The sequence below is a fragment of the Sphingomonas sp. GW821-FHT09B04 genome (assembly GCF_059418285.1).
Genome location: NZ_JBWKPO010000004.1, coordinates 194,849 through 211,239 on the forward strand (window position 1 = coordinate 194,849; position 16,391 = coordinate 211,239).

Annotated in this window: 16 protein-coding genes; 9 read left to right on the top strand and 7 right to left on the bottom strand. The window is 65.9% G+C overall.

The features are described from left to right. Nucleotides 1-15: 15 nt before the first annotated feature. The 4 genes from AC07NK_RS13865 to purM form a co-directional block, all read right to left on the bottom strand. On the bottom strand, nt 16-711 hold the full coding sequence (locus AC07NK_RS13865; RefSeq protein ID WP_495171188.1) for an endonuclease/exonuclease/phosphatase family protein: 696 nt from the start codon (nt 709-711) through the stop codon (nt 16-18). A 208-nt stretch (nt 712-919) separates the two neighbouring features. Next, nucleotides 920-1,294 (bottom strand): MmcQ/YjbR family DNA-binding protein, encoded by a 375-nt coding sequence (locus AC07NK_RS13870; RefSeq protein ID WP_495171189.1) that lies wholly within the window; start codon nt 1,292-1,294, stop codon nt 920-922. Beyond that, entirely contained in the window at nt 1,291-1,857 is a 567-nt protein-coding gene (gene purN / locus AC07NK_RS13875) for a phosphoribosylglycinamide formyltransferase (RefSeq protein WP_495171190.1), read from the bottom strand. The genes AC07NK_RS13870 and purN overlap by 4 nt, the downstream gene beginning before the upstream one ends. 96 nt (nt 1,858-1,953) lie before the next feature. After that, entirely contained in the window at nt 1,954-3,048 is a 1,095-nt protein-coding gene (gene purM / locus AC07NK_RS13880; protein ID WP_495171191.1) for a phosphoribosylformylglycinamidine cyclo-ligase, read from the bottom strand. 62 nt (nt 3,049-3,110) lie between these two features. Here purM and AC07NK_RS13885 point away from each other — a divergent pair, with 62 nt between their 5' ends. The 4 genes from AC07NK_RS13885 to AC07NK_RS13900 are packed head-to-tail and all read left to right on the top strand — an operon-like array spanning nt 3,111 to nt 8,659. Beyond that, nucleotides 3,111-4,370: a heavy-metal-associated domain-containing protein gene (locus AC07NK_RS13885; RefSeq protein ID WP_495171192.1), complete on the top strand. Its 1,260-nt coding sequence runs from the start codon at nt 3,111-3,113 to the stop codon at nt 4,368-4,370. After that, nucleotides 4,367-4,990: a P-loop NTPase family protein gene (locus tag AC07NK_RS13890; RefSeq protein ID WP_495171193.1), complete on the top strand. Its 624-nt coding sequence runs from the start codon at nt 4,367-4,369 to the stop codon at nt 4,988-4,990. Before AC07NK_RS13885 ends, AC07NK_RS13890 begins: the two co-directional genes overlap by 4 nt. 10 nt (nt 4,991-5,000) lie before the next feature. After that, on the top strand, nt 5,001-7,166 hold the full coding sequence (locus AC07NK_RS13895) for an RNA degradosome polyphosphate kinase (RefSeq protein ID WP_495171194.1): 2,166 nt from the start codon (nt 5,001-5,003) through the stop codon (nt 7,164-7,166). A gap of 2 nt (nt 7,167-7,168) precedes the next feature. After that, a complete protein-coding gene (locus AC07NK_RS13900; protein ID WP_495171195.1) occupies nt 7,169-8,659 on the top strand; it encodes a Ppx/GppA phosphatase family protein in 1,491 nt (496 codons plus the stop codon). A 24-nt stretch (nt 8,660-8,683) separates the two neighbouring features. Here the strand turns inward: AC07NK_RS13900 and AC07NK_RS13905 are convergent, their stop codons facing one another. Next, entirely contained in the window at nt 8,684-8,965 is a 282-nt protein-coding gene (locus AC07NK_RS13905) for an I78 family peptidase inhibitor (protein WP_495171196.1), read from the bottom strand. Next, nucleotides 8,962-10,155, bottom strand: a complete 1,194-nt coding sequence (gene rnd, locus AC07NK_RS13910) for a ribonuclease D (RefSeq protein WP_495171197.1) — start codon at nt 10,153-10,155, stop codon at nt 8,962-8,964. The genes AC07NK_RS13905 and rnd overlap by 4 nt, the downstream gene beginning before the upstream one ends. Nucleotides 10,156-10,267: 112 nt before the next feature. Here rnd and aspS point away from each other — a divergent pair, with 112 nt between their 5' ends. The 4 genes from aspS to AC07NK_RS13930 are packed head-to-tail and all read left to right on the top strand — an operon-like array spanning nt 10,268 to nt 15,192. Next, nucleotides 10,268-12,064 carry an aspartate--tRNA ligase gene (aspS, locus tag AC07NK_RS13915; RefSeq protein WP_495171198.1) on the top strand — a complete coding sequence of 599 codons (1,797 nt, stop codon included), beginning with the start codon at nt 10,268-10,270 and terminating at the stop codon, nt 12,062-12,064. 52 nt (nt 12,065-12,116) lie between these two features. Beyond that, nucleotides 12,117-13,508, top strand: a complete 1,392-nt coding sequence (locus AC07NK_RS13920) for an L-serine ammonia-lyase (RefSeq protein ID WP_495171199.1) — start codon at nt 12,117-12,119, stop codon at nt 13,506-13,508. Nucleotides 13,509-13,535: 27 nt separating this feature from the next. Continuing rightward, complete coding sequence (locus tag AC07NK_RS13925) at nt 13,536-14,546, top strand: 2-hydroxyacid dehydrogenase (RefSeq protein WP_495171200.1); 1,011 nt, start codon at nt 13,536-13,538, stop codon at nt 14,544-14,546. Between the two features lies 1 nt (nt 14,547). Then, nucleotides 14,548-15,192, top strand: coding sequence for a DUF2971 domain-containing protein (locus tag AC07NK_RS13930; RefSeq protein ID WP_495171201.1), 645 nt, complete (start codon nt 14,548-14,550; stop codon nt 15,190-15,192). Here the strand turns inward: AC07NK_RS13930 and AC07NK_RS13935 are convergent. Continuing rightward, the gene (locus AC07NK_RS13935) at nt 15,122-15,862 is read right to left on the bottom strand and encodes a DUF2306 domain-containing protein (protein ID WP_495171202.1); all 741 of its coding nucleotides are present in this window, start codon (nt 15,860-15,862) and stop codon (nt 15,122-15,124) included. The genes AC07NK_RS13930 and AC07NK_RS13935 overlap by 71 nt on opposite strands. Before the next feature lie 82 nt (nt 15,863-15,944). Here AC07NK_RS13935 and AC07NK_RS13940 point away from each other — a divergent pair, with 82 nt between their 5' ends. Further along, nucleotides 15,945-16,388: a helix-turn-helix domain-containing protein gene (locus AC07NK_RS13940; RefSeq protein ID WP_495171203.1), complete on the top strand. Its 444-nt coding sequence runs from the start codon at nt 15,945-15,947 to the stop codon at nt 16,386-16,388. Nucleotides 16,389-16,391 lie beyond the last annotated feature (3 nt).

The window sequence follows — 16,391 nt, forward strand, 5'->3', positions numbered from 1 at the left end:
CTTTGCCCCCTCCGTTCATCGACGCTCCAGCGACGCCCAGACGGGCAAATGATCCGACGCAGTGCGCGATGCAGGGCTTTCGTGGACGCCACTGGCGGCGACTGCAAGGCCGGGTGAAACCATGATCCGGTCGAGCCGGGCAACCGGACGGCGGGCGTGGAAGGAGCGGCCGGTCTCGGCAAAGTCGAAATGCCGGCCGAAATCCTTGAGACAGCCCGAGCGGGCGGTCCAGTCGTTGAGATCGCCCATCATCACCGTGGGCATCTTGCGCTCGCTACTGTCGAGATGCGTCAGGATGGCATGCGCCTGCCGCCGCCGCCACAGTCCCGACAGGTCGAGATGCATGCCCACGACGCGCAGCGGCTCGCCGTTGATCCGCAGATCAGCCATCACCGCGCCGCGCGGCTCGAGTGAAGGGAGATGGATGATTTCGCAATCGAGGATCTGCGCATCCTTGCGCACGAGGATGGCGTTGCCGTGCCAGCCCATGCTGCCGGTGCGCACGCCGAACTGCACCGCTTTCCACGGGCTGTGTTCTTCGAGGAGATGCGGAGTGATGACGCCCTGCCTGGCGCCGAAACGGCGGTCGGCTTCCTGCAACGCGATCACATCGGCATCGATCTCGCGCAGCACCTCCAGCGTACGTTCGGGACTGCGTCGCCGGTCGGTGCCGAGCGACTTACGCATATTGTAGCTGGCGACTTTCAGCATCCGAACCTGTTTGGGGGGTGGGGAGGGGAAGGGCAAGGGATTGGGGTGGCGAACCAATGACTTTGCTGTCTCGTCACCCCGGCCTTGTGCCAGGGGCCATGGCGCCGCACCGGTGAAGTTCGAGCCTCTTGTCCAATACTGGCCTTCCGGTGGTTCCCGGCACAAGGCCGGGGTGACGACTGGTTCGAGGGCTGAGGGTGGGCATAGCTTATCGTCCGCCCGCTTCCAGCAACCGGCGCGGGGCGACGAGTTCCCAGCTGATCGCGACGCGATCGGCGACACGATCCCAGTCGGTGCCGGGGCCGAGATGGATGCCGACCCAGCCCGAGGGGCCGAAATAGGGCGGGCGGTAATAGAGATCGGGCTCCATCTCGATCAGCATCGCCTGTTCTTCGGTCCCGCTGGTCTTGACGATCGCCGCGGTGATGTCGTCGCCGTGATGATGGTGCCAGAAATAGGCGAACATCTTGCCCTTCTGGATGAAGAAGGCGGGCATGCCGTGCGAGAGCTTCTCGTCCGCCTCGGGCAGCGCGAGCGCGGCGGCGCGGAGCTGTTCGAGCGCCGCTGCCGCCTGAGGGGTCATCTGCTGAGCCATTCCGCGACAATGCGCGGATAGAGCCGGTGTTCCTCGGCGAGCACGCGCTGCGCGAGGGTTTCGGGGGTGTCGCCGGGCACGATCGACACTTGAGCCTGACCCAGCACCTCGCCGCCATCGAGTTCCTCGGTCACGACATGGACGGAACAACCGCCCGCCGCATCGCCGGCTTCGATGGCCCGCTTATGGGTGTCGAGGCCTTTGTATTTGGGCAGCAGCGAGGGGTGGATGTTGACGATCGCCTCGCGCCAGCGTGCGACGAAATCGTCGGTGAGGAGGCGCATATAGCCGGCGAGGGCGATGGCCTCGACCCCCGCGTCGCGGAGCGCGGTGTCGATCGCGGCTTCATACTGGGCCTTGGGCATACCTTTCGGCGACAGGGCGAAGGTCGCGATGCCGTGTTCGGCCGCCCAGACAAGACCGGCGGCGTCGGGCTTGTCCGAGGCAACCAGTGCAACCTCGTACGGGCTGTCCGGAAGGCGCGCAGCCTCGACCAGCGCCATCATGTTGGAGCCGCGGCCGGAGATCAGGATGCCGAGCTTGCGTTTCATTCCAACCGTTCGTGCTGAGCCTGTCGAAGCACCGTTCTTCTTCGCACCGGCTCAGGAGAAAAAGCAGCCCTTCGACAAGCTCAGGGCGAACGGAGACTATTGGTTGTGCGTCGCGCTCCACGCCGCGCGGGCGCTCCACGTCTCGGCGCTGCCGGCGACGGTGCAGCCGCGCTGGCCCGCTTCGATCGTGCCAATGCGGTGGACGGTCTCGCCCGCGGCTTCGAGCGCCTGCGTGACCGCGTCGGCCTTGTCGGCGGAAACCACCGCGACCATGCCGACGCCGCAGTTGAAGGTGCGCGCCATCTCTTCCGGCTCGATATTGCCCTGTGCCTGCAGGAACGCCATCAGTCGCGGCTGCGCCCAGCTGTCGGCATCGACGCGAGCGTGGCAGCCTTCAGGCAGGACGCGCGGGATATTCTCGAGCAGGCCGCCGCCGGTGATGTGAGCGAGGCCGTTGATCGCGCCGTCGCGCAGCAGCGGCAGCAGGCTCTTCACATAGATGCGGGTCGGCGCCATCAGCGCGTCGAGCAGGATGACGTCCTGATCGAAGACCGCGGGACGATCGAGCTTCCAGCCCTTGTCCGCGGCGAGGCGGCGGACGAGCGAATAGCCGTTGGAGTGTACGCCGGTCGAGGCAAGGCCGAGGATCACGTCGCCCGGTGCGATCTTCGCGCCGTCGAGCAACTGGTCGCGCTCGACCGCGCCGACGCAGAATCCCGCGAGGTCATAGTCGCCATCGGCGTACATGCCGGGCATCTCCGCGGTCTCGCCGCCGATCAGCGCACAGCCGGCCTGAATGCAGCCGTCAGCGATGCTCGCGACGACACGCTCGGCGACGCCGTTCACCAGCTTGCCGGTGGCGAAATAGTCGAGGAAGAACAGCGGCTCGGCGCCCTGAACGACGAGGTCGTTGGCGCACATTGCGACGAGGTCGATCCCGACGCCGCCATGATGGTCATGCTCGATCGCGAGCTTGAGCTTGGTGCCGACGCCGTCGTTCGCGGCCACCAGCAGCGGATCGGTGAAGCCCGCCGCCTTGAGGTCGAACAGGCCGCCGAACCCGCCGAGATCGGCGTCGGCGCCCGGACGGCGGGTGGAGCGGGCAAGCGGAGCGATCGCCTTGACCAGCGCGTTGCCGGCATCGATCGAGACGCCCGCCTGGGCATAGGTATAGGGCTTGGGATCGGTCATGGAGTGCCGCCTAGCGATATCGCGCTTGGATTTCCACGCCTGCTTCGCCAAAAGGGCGGCGAATGTTGCGTCGTATGCCCCCTGCCTTCGCCACGACCGCCGCCGTCGCGCTGCTCGCCACCGCGGGGTTCGCGCTCGCGCAGGCCGACAAAGCCGCGCCGAAAGCACCAGATGCAGGCGATAGCTCGGGAAGTTTCGAGGTGAGCGGGGTCGAGATCGACGTCCGCGCCAAGGACGCGGAGTCGGCGCGGCTGGGCGGCTGGCGGCTGGCGCAGCGCAAGGCCTGGACGATGCTGGCGCAGCGGCTGACGGGGCAGGGATCGACTTTGGGCGATTCGGCGCTGGACGGTCTGGTGACGGGAATCGTTGTCGAGCGTGAACAGATCGGGCCGAACCGCTACGTCGCCAAGCTCGGCGTGCTGTTCGATCGCAACCGCGCGGCGTCGATCCTTGGCGTGGGCGGGCAGATGATGCGATCGCCGCCGATGCTGCTGATCCCGGTACAGGTTTCGGGCGGCAGCCATCGCGTGTTTGAGGGCACCAGCGCGTTCGTCGAGGGATGGAAGCGATTCCGCACCGGCAACAGCGGGATCGACTATGTCCGTCCGGGGGGCAGCGGGCCCGACCGGCTGCTGATGAATGCCGGACAGATCGGGCGCACCGGTCGTGGCTGGTGGCGCGCGATCCTCGACCAATATGGCGCCGACGACGTGCTGATCCCGACCGTCGAGCTGCGGCGCAGCTATCCGGGCGGGCCGATCGTCGGCGTGTTCACCGCCGGACACGGGCCGGACAATGTACGGATCGCGCAGTTCGTGCTGCGCGTGAACGACGGCAATGCGCTGCCCGCGCTGATCGATGCAGGAATCCAGCGAATCGACCAGGCCTATCAGGACGCGCTGCGTTCGGGCCGGTTGCGCACCGATCATCTGCTCGGCACCGAACCGCCGCGACCCGAAGTGCCCGTGGAGGAAACGGGCGAAGAGGCGCCGCTCGAGCCGACCGACGTGCCGGTGGCAGCGACGGGCACCGCGCTGACGGTCCAGTTCGATACGCCGAGCGTTGCAGCGCTCAACAGCGGCGAGTCGGCGGTACGCGGTACACCGGGCGTGACATCGGCAACGACGACCAGCATGGCGCTGGGCGGAATTTCGGTGATGCGGGTGACCTTTGACGGCAATCAGGCTTCGCTGACCGCGGCGCTGCGCGCACGCGGCTGGCAGGTCGAGGAAGGCGCCGGCGTCCTCCGCATCCGCCGGGGCGCCCCGGCGCCGGCACCCGCGGCCCCGCCGCCGGCTGCCGGGAACAGCACCGACGGATGAGCCAGTTTTCCCTGCCGCTCGACCGGCCCGCCGGCGCGCGTGAGGACAAGTTCCTGATCGGCGAAGGCAATTCCAAGGCTGTCCATATCCTCGAACATTGGGCGACCTGGCCCGTCATGGCGGCGATCATCACCGGGCCACGCAAGTCGGGCCGCAGCCTGCTCGCGCGGACGATGGCGGTGCGCAGTGGCGGGACGATGATCGACGAAGCCGACCGGCAGCCCGAAACGGCCCTCTTCCATGCCTGGAACGAGGCGCAGGCGGCACACCGTCCGCTGTTTCTGGTGGCGGATGACTCGCCGCCGGTCTGGCAGGTGAAGCTGCCCGATCTGCGATCCCGGCTCAACGCCAGTGCGGTGGCGCGCATCGAACAGCCCGGCGACGTGCTGGCAGCGGAGATCCTGCAACAATTGCTCGACCGTCACGAGATTGTCGCAAATCCCGATGTAGTGGCTTGGGTGATGCGGCGGATCGAGCGGGATTACCTGACGATCCTGCGCACCGCGGAGGCGCTGGAAGAGGATGCCAGCCGCCGCCGCAACCGGCGCTTGTCGATCCCGGCGGCGAAGTCCACACTCACCGCGTCCGGACTTCTCCGAGAGCCGGGCGCGCAACCTTAGACGAGGAAACATGTCGAGCCGCGCGCAATTGAAGCCCGACGACGACGCCCGGATCGAACGGGGTGCGCGCTACTTCAACCGCGAGCTGAGCTGGCTGGCGTTCAACCGGCGGGTAATGGAGGAGGCGACCAACACCGCCCATCCGCTGCTCGAGCGGCTGCGCTTCCTGTCGATCTCCGGCTCGAACCTCGATGAGTTCTTCATGGTCCGCGTTGCGGGTCTCAAGGGCCAGCAGATGCAGGAGGTGGAGGCGCATTCACAGGATGGTCTCACCCCGGCGCAGCAGCTTACCGCGATCGTCGAGCAGGCGGGTGGGCTGGTCGACAGCCAGCAGACCGTGTGGAACGCAATCCGCCGCGGTCTGGGTGAGCGCGGGATCGAGATGCTCGATGCCGACGCGATCGTCGGCGACGTCGCCGACTGGATCGAGAATCATTTCCGGCAGCAGATCTTTCCGATCCTGACCCCGCAGGCGCTCGACCCTGCGCATCCGTTCCCGTTCATTCCCAACAAGGGGCTGAGCGTGATTTTCGACCTTGTCCGCCAGAGCGACTGCGAGCCGATCCGCGAGCTGGTGCTGCTGCCTCCCGCAAGTCCGCGCTTCGTGCGTATGCCGGGCGAGCAAGCTTCATACGTACCGGTAGAAACACTTCTCAAGCGCTTCTCTTCAATCCTTTTTCCGGGATATGACGTCAAGAAGTCAGCGACCTTTCGGGTGTTGCGTGACAGCGATATCGAGCTGGAGGAAGAGGCCGAGGATCTGGTTCTCTATTTCCGCACCGCGATCAAAAGGCGACGGCGCGGACGCGTCATCCGGCTCGAGATGGAGGAGGGAATCGACCCCGCGCTTGAGGCCGTATTGCTGGAGGAACTTGGAGGTAGCGAGGCGCTGTTGACCGAAACCGGCGGATTCCTGGGCGTCGGCGACCTGTCGATGATCGTCGAGGAAGACCGGCCCGACCTCAAATTCTCGCCCTATGCGCCGCGCTTCCCGGAGCGGATCCGCGAGTTTGGTGGCGATTGCTTTGCGGCGATCAAGGCCAAGGACATCGTCGTTCACCACCCGTACGAGACGTTCGACGTCGTGCTCGCTTTCCTCAAACAGGCGGCGAGCGATCCCGATGTGGTGGCGATCAAGCAGACGCTGTACCGCGCGGGCAAGCAATCGGCGGTGATTCAGGCGCTGATCGCCGCGGCCGAGGCGGGCAAGTCGGTAACGGCGGTGGTCGAGCTCAAAGCGCGGTTCGACGAGGAGCAGAATTTGCTGTGGGCGTCGGCGCTGGAGCGCGCCGGCGTTCAGGTGATCTATGGCTTCACCACCTGGAAGACCCACGCCAAGGTTTCGATGGTGGTGCGGCGCGAGGGAGACGAGTTCCGCACCTACTGCCATTTCGGCACGGGCAATTATCACCCGGTGACGGCGCGCATCTACACCGATTTGAGCTTCTTCACCGCCGATCCGCGGATCGGACGCGATGCGGCGAAGATCTTCAACTATGTCACCGGCTATGTCGAACCCGAGGATCTCGAGCTGCTCACGGTCTCGCCCCGGCATTTGCGCGACCGGTTGATGGAGCTGGTGGACGAGGAAATCGCGAATGCGCTGGCAGGCAAGCCGGCGGCAGTGTGGGCCAAGATGAATTCGCTCGTCGATCCGGCGATGATCGAGAAGCTGTACGAGGCGAGCAATGCCGGGGTCGAGATCGATCTGGTGATCCGCGGCATCTGTTGCCTGAGGCCCGGGATTGCCGGGATGTCGGAGAATATCACGGTCAAATCGGTGGTCGGGCGCTTTCTGGAGCACAGCCGCATCTGGGCCTTCGGCAACGGCAAGGCGCTGCCCAATGACGGCGCGAAGCTGTTCATCTCGTCGGCCGACTGGATGCCGCGCAACTTCGACCGCCGTGTCGAGTTCATGCTTCCGTTGCAGAATCCGACGGTGCACGATCAGGTGCTCGACCAGGTGATGGTCGCAAATCTGATCGACACCGAGCAGAGCTGGGAGCTGGAAAGCGATGGCCGCTATGTGCGCGAAGATCCCGGCCCCAAGCCGTTCAACCTGCATCGCTATTTCATGACCAACCCGTCGCTTTCGGGCCGCGGTGCGGCGCTCGAAACCAGCGAGGCGGTGCCCAAGCTCTCGTTGCGCCGCTGGCGCGCGGAGCGTAGCGGGTGAGCGTGACCACACTTCTGTTCCGTAGACCCCGCGCTGCGCCGGCCGCGCAGCGCACCGCGATCATCGATATCGGTTCCAACTCGATCCGCCTTGTCGTCTATGACGGCGCGGCGCGGCTGCCGGCGACCTTGTTCAACGAGAAGGTGATGGCGGGCCTTGGCCGCTCGCTGACCGAAACCGGCGCGATCGACACGGCAGCGCTGACCGTGGCGACCACCGCGCTTGCCCGTTTCGCAAGCTTGGCGCGCGAAATGGAAGCCGATTCGATCCGCACCGTCGCCACCGCCGCGGTCCGTGAGGCGTCGAACGGCGGCAAGCTGATCGCGATCGCGCAGTCGCTGGGGTTGGATGTCGAGCTGCTGTCGGGCGAAGCCGAGGCGCTGGCGGCGGGCTATGGCGTGTTGTCGGGCATTCCCGAGGCCGATGGGATCGTCGGCGATCTGGGCGGCGGTTCGCTGGAACTCGTGCGCGTCGTCGCCGGGACGGTAACCGATCGCGTTTCCTTCCCGCTCGGCGTGCTGCGCATCGGCGCGATCCGCGAGAAGGGGAAGGGGACGCTCGACCGCACCGTCGCAAAATTGTTGAACGACGCCGGCTGGACCGGGCGCGGCGCCGGGTTACCCTTTTACCTCGTTGGCGGGTCGTGGCGCGCGCTGGCGCGGCTCGACATGCATTTGACGGGCTACCCGCTGCCGGTGATCCATGAATATCCGATGCCCGCAGCGACGGTGACGCGACTGCAGCGTACGATCCAGCAACTGGGCAAGGGCAAGATCCGCGCGGTGCCGAACCTGTCGTCGGGGCGTATCGCAACGATGGAGGACGCCGCAGCGTTGCTGGGCGTGCTGATCAGGCATCTGGGCAGCCGCGGGACGGTCGCGTCGGCCTTCGGGCTGCGCGAGGGCCTGCTCTATGGCGACCTGACAGCCGAGCAGCGCCGCGAGGATCCCCTGATCGCCGCCGCGCGCGACGAAGCGCAGCGGTCTGGCCGTTTTCCCGAGCATGGCGACTTGCTGGACGCATGGATCGCGCCGCTGTTCGACGATGACGCCGATCTGGCGCGATTGCGGCACGCGGCGTGCCTGCTGGCCGATGTCGGCTGGCGCGCCAACCCCGAATTCCGCGCCGAACGCGGGCTTGAGATCGCGCTGCACGGCAATTGGGTCGGGATGGACGCGCGCGGACGGGCGTTGCTGGCGCAGGCGCTGTTCACCTCATTGGGTGGCGGATTCGAATCGCCGCCACCGATCGGCCAGCTCGCGAGCCTCGACGATCTTGAGCACGCGAAGCTGTGGGGCCTGGCGATGCGGCTGGGTCAGCGGCTGAGCGGCGGTGTCGCCGGGCCACTGCGCCGTTCATCGCTGGGCGCGACCGAAGACGAACTGGTACTGACGCTGCCGAGCGACGACGCCGCGCTGTATGGCGAGGCCGTGGAGAAGCGCCATCGTGCGCTGGCGGGCGCGCTGGGGCTGACGGCTGCGGTGGAGGTCTGAACCCCGCCGCAGCGCATCGAACGTTTAGCCGCAGTTTACCCGGCGGATCGTGTTGCGGTGATCGACTTCGACGTTGAGCCGGTCCGACCGAAAATCCATTGTCACAGCCTGACCGGGACGAATGACGCGGACATCGCGGGCACCGGCGCGGCGCTTGACGTTCTGAATGACGCGCGGCCCGGCCTCACGCCCGATAGCGCCCTGGACGGCCCCTGCATTGCAGCGGACTGGTCCCGGCATGGGCGTTGGGTAGGATGCGCAGGCCACGAGGCCGACGGGCAACAGCAGAGCGGTGAAGCGGATCATGGCGCGTTCTCCAAGTCTTGGGGCTGTTCGGTGCGAGTCATTTTGAGCTTACCATTGCGGACGGTAAACCCCAACTGCCCCTCGACCAGCGCGAGCGCATCGCGCCCGAACTGCTCGAACCGCCAGCCATTGAGAATGGAGAGCCCCTCGCGCTGGCCGGCAGCGAGCGCTTCGAGATCGTCCGAGCGCGCGAGCAGGCGCGCAGCGACGTTGATGTCGCGGGCGCGAATCTTGAGCAGGAGCTTGAGCAGATCGGCGACCAGCGCGCCCTCCTTGCCGAGCGGGAGCTTGCGGTCGTCGCGCGCGGGCATTTCGGAGGCAGGCATTGGAGCCGCGTTCTCGATCGCTGCCATCAGCCGCCCTCCGATATCGTTGCCGCCCCATGAGGCCGACAGGCCGCGAACGCGGGTCAGGTCGGCCTGCTTGCGCGGCGGATTCGCGGCCAGATCAGCGATCGTCTCGTCCTTGACGATGCGGCCGCGGGGCAGGTTCTTGCCCTGCGCTTCCTTCTCGCGCCATGCCGCCAGCGCCTTGAGGCGGCCCAGCACTTCGGCCTTGCGGCTGGAGATGCGGATGCGCTGCCATGCCTGATCCGGGTCGTTGCGATAGTTTTCGGGATCGGCGATCCGCTCCATTTCCTCGTCCAGCCAGCCGCCGCGCCCGGTCTTGCGCAGCTTTTCCAGCATCTTTGGGAAGATTTCGGAGAGGTGGGTCACGTCGGCGATCGCATAATCGATCTGACGTTTATCCAGCGGGCGGCGCGACCAGTCGGTGAAGCGCGCGCCCTTGTCCACGGTGATGCCGAGATAGGTTTCGACGAGGTTTGAATAACCAATCTGCTCGCCCTGACCGAGCGCCATCGCCGCGATCTGGGTGTCGAACAGCGGGTGCGGGGTCTTGCCGGTGAGGTTGTAGACGATCTCGAGATCCTGACCGCCGGCGTGGAAGACCTTGAGCACGTCCTCATTGTTGACGAGCAGGTCGAGCAGCGGCGTCATGTCGAGGCCCGGCGCCATCGGGTCGATCGCCGCCGCCTCATTGGTATCGGCGATCTGGATGAGACAAAGCTCGGGCCAGAAGGTGTTTTCCCGCATGAACTCGGTATCGACCGTGATGAACGGTTGCTGCGCGAGGCGGGTGCAGAGATTGGCGAGACTTGCGGAGTCTTCGATCAGGCCGTGAATGTGCATCGCAGGCCCATAGACGCGCGCGAGCGGGTTGACAAAGGGGCGCGTGGGCATGAAGCGCGACCGCCTGTTTATAACTCGCTGCCCGAAGGCGGCGTCACTCAGAGATTGCACCATGCACGCCTATCGTTCGCACAACTGCGGCCAGCTGACCGCCGCACAGGTCGGTGAGACCGTCCGCCTTTCTGGCTGGATTCACCGCAAGCGCGATCATGGCGGCGTGCTGTTCGTCGATCTGCGCGATCATTATGGCGTGACCCAGATCGTCTGTGACAGCGATTCGCCCGCGCTGCCGGTGCTGGAGGGGCTGCGCGTCGAATCGGTCGTGACGATCGATGGCGTGGTCAAGGCGCGCGGCGAGGGAACGGTGAACCCGAACCTCGCGACCGGCGAGATCGAAGTATTCGCCAAAGGCGTCACCATTCAGAGCGTCGCGCAGGAACTGCCGATGCCGGTGTTCGGCGATGCGGAATATCCGGAGGAAATCCGCCTTCGCAACCGCTTCCTCGATCTGCGCCGTGAGGGGCTGCACGCCAACATCATGCTGCGCAGCCATGTGATCGCGTCGCTGCGCAAGCGGATGATCGATCAGGGCTTTACCGAGTTTCAGACGCCGATCCTGACGGCGTCGTCGCCGGAAGGCGCGCGCGACTATCTGGTCGCCAGCCGCGTGCATCCGGGCAAGTTCTACGCGCTTCCGCAGGCGCCGCAGATGTTCAAGCAGCTGCTGATGGTCGCGGGCTTCGACCGTTACTTCCAGATCGCGCCGTGCTTCCGTGACGAAGACGCGCGCGCCGACCGTTCACCGGGCGAATTCTATCAGCTCGATTTCGAGATGAGCTACGTCACGCAGGACGACGTGTTCGCGGCGATCGAGCCGGTGCTGCACGGCGTGTTCGAGGAATTCGCCAACTGGCAGGGCAAGGGCCGCAGCGTCAGCCCGCTGCCGTTCAAGCGCATCCCGTACCGCGAATCGATGCTGAAATACGGCAACGACAAGCCCGACCTGCGCAACCCGATCCTGATCACCGATGTGAGCACGCATTTCGAAGGCTCGGGCTTCGGTCGCTTCGCATCGATGGTCGAAGCGGGCGACGTGGTCCGCGCGATCCCGGCGCCGGGTACGCATGAGAAGAGCCGGAAGTTCTTCGACGAGATGAACAGCTGGGCGCAGGGCGAGGGCTTCCCCGGCCTTGGCTATGCGACGCAGAAGGACGGCGTGTTCGGCGGACCGATCGCCAACAACCATGGGCAGGAGGGCATGAAGGCGATCGCCGATGCGCTCGGCCTTGGTCCCAATGACGGCATCTTCTTCGCCGCGGGCAAGGAAGCACAGGCAGCGAAGCTCGCGGGCCTCGCGCGCACTCGCGTCGGCGACCAGCTCGAGCTGATCGACAAGAACCGCTTTGAGTTTTGCTGGATCGTCGATTTCCCGATGTTTGAGGCCGACGAGGATACCGGCAAGATCGACTTCAGCCACAACCCGTTCAGCATGCCGCAGGGCGAGCTGGAGGCGCTGGAGAGCAAGGACCCGCTCGACATCCTCGCCTGGCAGTATGACATCGTCTGCAACGGCATCGAGCTGTCGTCAGGCGCGATCCGGAACCACCGTCCGGAGATCATGTACAAGGCGTTCGAGATCGCCGGCTACACGCAGGAGCAGGTCGACACCAACTTCGCGGGCATGATCAACGCGTTCAAGTTCGGCGCGCCGCCGCATGGCGGGTCGGCACCGGGCGTCGATCGTATCGTCATGCTGCTGGCCGATCAGCCCAACATCCGCGAGGTCATCGTCTTCCCGATGAACCAGAAGGCCGAGGACCTGATGATGCAGGCACCGTCCTTCGTCAGCGACAAGCAGCTCAAGGAATTGCACATCCGGCTTGCGCCGGGCGTCGCGCCGACCGAATAAGGCCTCTGACGTAAGGGCAGGCGGACAAACGCCTGCCCGTTGGAGGGATTTGATGCTGGACGGTTCGGGAATGGCTGCGCGGCAGCGCGTGGAAGCGACGATCGGCCTGGCTGATCTGTTCACCATCGGCATCGGCCCGTCGAGCTCGCACACGGTCGGGCCGATGCGCGCGGCCTGTGCCTTTTCCGAAGCGGCTCTGGATCGTGGCATCCCGGTGTCGGTGTCGTGCGAGCTGTTCGGGTCGCTGGCGCTCACCGGAAAGGGCCACGCCACCGATACCGCTGTGATCCTGGGGCTGGCCGGACATGAGCCGGAGAGCGTCGACCCCGACGCGGTGGCGAGCATCGTTGCGACGATCCAGTCCGAGCAGAAACTGTCGCTGGGTGGGCAGGTGATCGTGCCGTTCGTCGAGGGCAGGCACCTGATCTTCCGCTCCGACCGCTTCCTGCCCGCGCACCCCAACGGCATGCGCTTCGTCGCGCATTATCCTGATGGCGAGCCGTATGAGACCTTCTGGTACTCGATCGGTGGCGGCGCGGTGGTCGAGGGCGGATGCGAGGCGCCGCGATCGAACGTGACGCTGCCGATGAATTTCTCCTCAGGCGCCGAACTGCTGGCGGTGGCGGAGGAGAAGGGCGTGACGATCGCCGATATCGTCCGCGCCAATGAAGCTGCATGGCGCGACGATACCGAGACCGATGCTTTCCTCGATTCGCTGCGCGCGGCGATGTCGGCGTGTATCGAGCGCGGGATGCGCGGCGAGGGCGAACTGCCCGGCGGCCTCAAGGTCAAGCGGCGCGCGCGCGACCTGCACAACAAGCTGGTCGCGCGCGGGCCGCGGTCCGATCCGTCTTTGGTGTTCGACTGGGTGAGCCTGTGGGCGCTTGCGGTGAACGAGGAGAATGCTGCGGGTGGCCGCGTCGTCACCGCGCCGACCAACGGCGCGGCGGGCGTGATCCCCGCGGTGCTGCGCTACTACGAGACCTTCTGTGCGTCGCCGACACCCGCCGGAGCACGGACGTTCCTGCTGACGACCGCCGCGATCGGCTTCCTCTACAAGAAGCGCGCGTCGATCTCCGCCGCCGAGATGGGCTGCCAGGGCGAAGTGGGTGTCGCCTGCTCGATGGCGGCGGCAGGGCTGGCGGCAGCCTTGGGCGCGACCAATGCGCAGATCGAGAATGCCGCCGAAATCGGCATGGAGCATAATCTGGGCCTGACCTGCGACCCGATCGGCGGGCTGGTGCAGATCCCGTGCATCGAGCGCAACACGATGGGCGCGATCAAGGCGATCAATGCCGCCTATCTCGCGATGCATGGCGACGGCAGCCATGTCGTCAGCCTCGACGCGGTGATCGAGACGATGCGCCAGACCGGCGAGGATATGCGGTCGAAATACAAGGAAACCGCGCAGGGCGGGCTGGCGGTGAACGTGGTGGCGTGCTGATCTGACGCCCGGCCAAAGGGAGCAGCCATGCGCGTCGCGGTGTTTGGGACCAAGGGATATGACCGGCGTTTCCTGAGCGAAGCGAACGCAAGCCAGCAGCACGAGCTGGTCTTCCTCGAGCCGCGACTGGATCCGACGACGGTTTCGCTTGCCGCCGGGTGCCGCGCCGTGTGCGTGTTCGTCAACGATGTGGTGGATGCCGGGGTGCTGGGCGCGCTGGAGTCGCTGGGCGTGCGGCTGGTCGCGCTGCGCTGTGCGGGGTTCAACAATGTCGACCTCGCGGCGGCGGAGCGACTGAGGATCGATGTGGTACGCGTGCCTGCCTATTCGCCGCACGCGGTAGCGGAGTTCACCATCGGCCTCATGCTCGCGGTCGACCGGCATATTCCCCGAGCCTGGGCGCGCGTACGCGACAATAATTTCGCGCTGGATGGCCTGATCGGGCGCAATCTGCACGGGCGCACCGTCGGCGTAATCGGCACCGGCAAGATCGGCGCGCTGGTGGCGCGGAGCCTGCGCGCCGGGTTCGGCTGCGAGGTGCTGGCGAGCGACGTCGCGAACGACCCGGAGCTGGAGGCGATCGGGGTGCGGTATGTATCCCGCGACACGCTGCTCACCGAGGCGGAAATCGTTACGCTGCATTGCCCGCTGACGCCCGATACGCGGCACCTGATCGACGCGGCGGCGATCGCGCAGGCGCGCGCGGGGCTGCTGATCGTCAATACCAGCCGCGGTGCGCTGATCGATACCGCCGCGCTGATCGATGGCCTCAAATCGCGCAAAATCGGCGGAGTGGCACTGGATGTGTACGAACAGGAGGCCGACCTGTTCTTTGAGGATCTGTCGAACGAGATTGTCGGCGACGACGTGTTCCAGCGATTGCTGACCTTTCCCAACGTCCTGATTACCGGGCATCAGGCTTTTCTGACCGAAGAAGCATTGCGCGCGATTGCGGAGACGACGCTGACGAGTGTGTCGGACGCCGAGGCGGGGCGGCCACTGGTCAACCGCGTTGGCGTCGATCGGGTGGCGGGTTGAGATGGCAACGCGGACGCTCAACAAGTTCGTGCGGCGCTACACGACGCTGTCCAGCGCGCTCGATACGCTGGTCCACCAGCGGCTGGTGCTGCTCAGTCCCGCAAAGTGGGACGACACCAACGACGTCGAGTTCATGGAACTATACCGTGCCCATGCCGATGCCAAATCGGTGCTGGCGCTGTGCTGCGCGATGGCGAGCGAGACCTATCATCACTGGCGGGTGTTCACCCAGGGGATGGAGGGCGTGTGTATCGAGTTCGAGAAGGCGGCGCTTGAGACCGCGGTACGCGATCATGCGGGCATCGTCGCCGGGCCGGTCGATTATCTTCAGATCAGGCAACTCGAGGCGCTGGAACCTGAGGAGGCGCACCGGCTGCCGTTCGTGAAGCGCGAGGGGTATAGCGACGAGCGCGAGTGGCGGATCGTGGCGACGTGCCTCGACGAACCAAAGCTTACGCTGCCGATTGGGATCGATCTCGGTTCGATCACACGCCTGGTGCTCAACCCGTGGATGCCGCCGGCGCTTGCGGACAATCTGCGCCCGATCATCCGCGGGCTGCCGGGCTGCGCAAAGCTCAAGATCGAGGCGTCGGCGCTGACGAACAGTTCACGCTGGAAGGCGGCGGGGAAGAAGCTGGCGAGCTGATCCGCGGCGGCCACTTGCGGAAGGCCGCGCTGAAGCGGACCCGGAAAATCCAGAAGATCATCGTCGCGAGCACCAGCAGCGGTAATGCGTCCCACAGGAAGAAGCCCTGCCACGCCTTGGGAAACTCGTCCCGCTGGCCGTTGAAGAAGGACGAGGTGGCAATCAGCATCGCCGTCGACATGCGCCACAGATGCCTTCCGATGCGCTGCAAGCCGGATAGCTGCCCCTTGAGGAGGAAGTTCAGGTCGAGCGTGACGGCGAGCAGGGCGAGAGCGCCGAAGACGAAGTGAACCGGCCAGGGCAGGCTATCGACCTTGCCGTCAGGATCGTTGAGCCCCGCCACGCCGAGCAGCAACTGGCCGATCATGCAACCAATTGCGATCGCCAGTGCCGCATGGTCGAAAGCCGTCGGCTTGCCCGAGCGCTGGCGTGCCGCCGTCCATGCGGTCACCACGAGATAGGCGGTGAAGGCCCCGACAAGCGCCGTTCCCCGCTCAGGCTTGAGGATCGCGATCACCGCACCGGTGCTGGTCATGACGAGCATCGATGCGAAGAAGGCTGTGCCTGCTCGCGCGTGCCAGCGGCCACCTTTCCGGACCGTCAGCGCCGCCGCACCCGACAGCAGGGCAATGCTTCCTCCGACGATATGCACGAGCATGAATGCGTTCATGCGACCCTCCCTTGTGCTTGATTCCACGGAGGCGTATTATTGAGGCAGCACACTGCTGCCCATGATCGGGGGGATCAAAGACATGATCGCAGGTAACACCGGAGCGGGATCGGCGCGGTCGAAGGCGGGCAGTGCACTGCGTTTCATCGCCGCAGGGATCGCGCGTGAAATCTACCGGCGGCATTACGGGCAGAAAAGCGTCCGGCGCGAGGTCGAACGGCACCTCGAGCCACTGCTGGCATCGGGCACTGCGCGGATCGAGCGCGTGGCGGGCGCGATGGGATGCAGCCGTCAGACGCTCTACCGCCGCCTGAAGGGGGAGGGGCTGACCTTTGAGCAGGTGCTCGACGAATTACGGCACCGATTAGCGCTCAAGCTGATGCGCGGCGACACGCTGGCGGTGAAGGACGCTGCGTATCGGCTCGGCTTTTCCGACCCTGCGGCCTTCTCACGCGCGTTCAAGCGCTGGACGGGGCAGAGCCCGGCCCAGTTCAAGGCCACCGGGCGCCAGAGCGGCGCCCGGTAGTCC